2 protein-coding genes are annotated in these 1712 nt (G+C 61.4%); one reads left to right on the forward strand and one right to left on the reverse strand.

The features are described from left to right. Window positions 1–389: 389 nt before the first annotated feature. Complete coding sequence (locus C457_RS17395) at window positions 390–953, reverse strand: HTH domain-containing protein (RefSeq protein WP_006600903.1); 564 nt, start codon at window positions 951–953, stop codon at window positions 390–392. 351 nt (window positions 954–1304) lie between these two features. Here C457_RS17395 and C457_RS20795 point away from each other — a divergent pair, with 351 nt between their 5' ends. Continuing rightward, the gene (locus C457_RS20795) at window positions 1305–1649 is read left to right on the forward strand and encodes a hypothetical protein (protein WP_193363439.1); all 345 of its coding nucleotides are present in this window, start codon (window positions 1305–1307) and stop codon (window positions 1647–1649) included. The last annotated feature ends 63 nt before the right edge of the window (window positions 1650–1712 follow it).

Below are 1712 nucleotides of genomic sequence, written 5' to 3' on the forward strand. Positions count from 1 at the left end.
GGGGCGGGGACTCCCGCGGCTGGCGGCGTCGTCAGCGGGGGGCGGTAGACGCGGGGGTTCTCCCCCGCCGACCGGCTCCCGGTTAGGTTCAACACCCTAACACGAATGCGTTGTGTTGGTGGTTCGATTAGCGGTTGGTGCGTCTCTTGTTGCGTTCTTGTTGCGTTCTTGGTCTATGGAATTAACTCCCGAGAGCTATCGGTCCGCGGACCGCCCTTGCTGACGACGGTGCCAGCCGACCCGACTCGGATTGCTATACCGACATACGGTTTACCGGCCGGTACACCGCCGACTCCGAGCATAGAAATCGACGGCGAGAAGCTTTGAACCTGTCTGCAACCGTGTTCCGCGGCCCTAACCCCAAGGGTTAGGGCAGGGAGACCCGACCTCTAGACCCATTCGTATTCGTGTGGAGGTCCGTGATGATGGACTGCGCGGCCGTCATCGACCGCGAGCCGGAGCGCCGGGCGCACCGACTTCCGCCACCACGTCTCTTTGCTCTGGTCCTCGACGGCGAACGCGGGCAGAAGTTCGTCCTCAAAATCCGAGCGCGTCATCCGACCATCGTCCCGAAGGACGCGGAGCGCCGCGCGACCGGCGTCACGTTGCTCCTGTCGCTTTGCGTCCGTCCGTCCGGGCGTCCAGTCGGCCAGCAGGTCCTCGAAGCCGTCGCGGTCGTCGCTCGTCTCAGACGCGTCGTCAAGAGCCGTCTGGTCGGGATGCTCGTCCGGGCGCATCGTCGGCGGCGTCACTCGGTCAACGTGCCACCATGCAACCGCCCGAGCGCCGACTTGCTTGCTTCCCACGTCGTCGGTTCGCTCTAGGATTCGGAGTTGGTTCAGGACGTGCCGAGACGAACACCCGAGTTCGTCGGCTAGGTCTCCAGTCGTCACAACCGGGTCACGATGTCGCAACATCGCGTCCTCAATCGCGTCTAGGTCAACTTCGCTCATACTTCGTTCGTCGTTCGCACGAGGGAACCATAACCGTTCCCACGTGCGAACGACGAACGAATACGGTGGTTCCTTCGCCATTCGTTCGCCATTCGTTCGCCATTCGTTCGCCATTCGTTCGCCATTCGTTCGTGGGAACGCCGGTCGCCCCTGTCCAGAAAAAAGAGAACTTTCTACCGATTCGTACACGTCAAACAATCGACGAATCGACCACTATATAAAGAAACGCTGTTCGCGAGCTTCGTCGACGAGCTGAACATCGCCGTTTTTCGTCGAACGAGATTGAGATTCTAAACATCGCCCGGCTCAGAATATCCGGCGCGGATGTATCTTGACTTGGTTCGAGCCACGATGACCTCCCGCCCCGTAGAACTTGAGCCGGAGAGCACCGGCATCGACCGAGCGCATATCCACGACTTGGATGCCACGACCGCGGGCGCGGTAGGGAACGAACACGTACAGTCCTCGCTCCTCTGCGAGCCGTTCGTGATAGTCTTCGAAGATTCGGAATCGGCCTTCGGAGCCATCACGACGGTTCAGCATCGCGGCTTTGACTTCGACCGGGCGGCCGTCCGACGTTCGGGCGTCGTGCCAACTCCCGTGGTCGGCGTCGAGGCCGTAGCGCCGCTGCGCCGCTTCCTCCGCGAGTCGGCCATATCGTGCCGCCTTTCGAGAGCGATTCATAATTTTGCTTGACCTTGACCCGCCGGTTCGTCGAGCAGATCGACGCGAGACCCCCGGCGAAAATCAGCCAAATGG

The sequence above is a fragment of the Haloferax prahovense DSM 18310 genome (assembly GCF_000336815.1).
GTDB classification, from domain to species: domain Archaea; phylum Halobacteriota; class Halobacteria; order Halobacteriales; family Haloferacaceae; genus Haloferax; species Haloferax prahovense.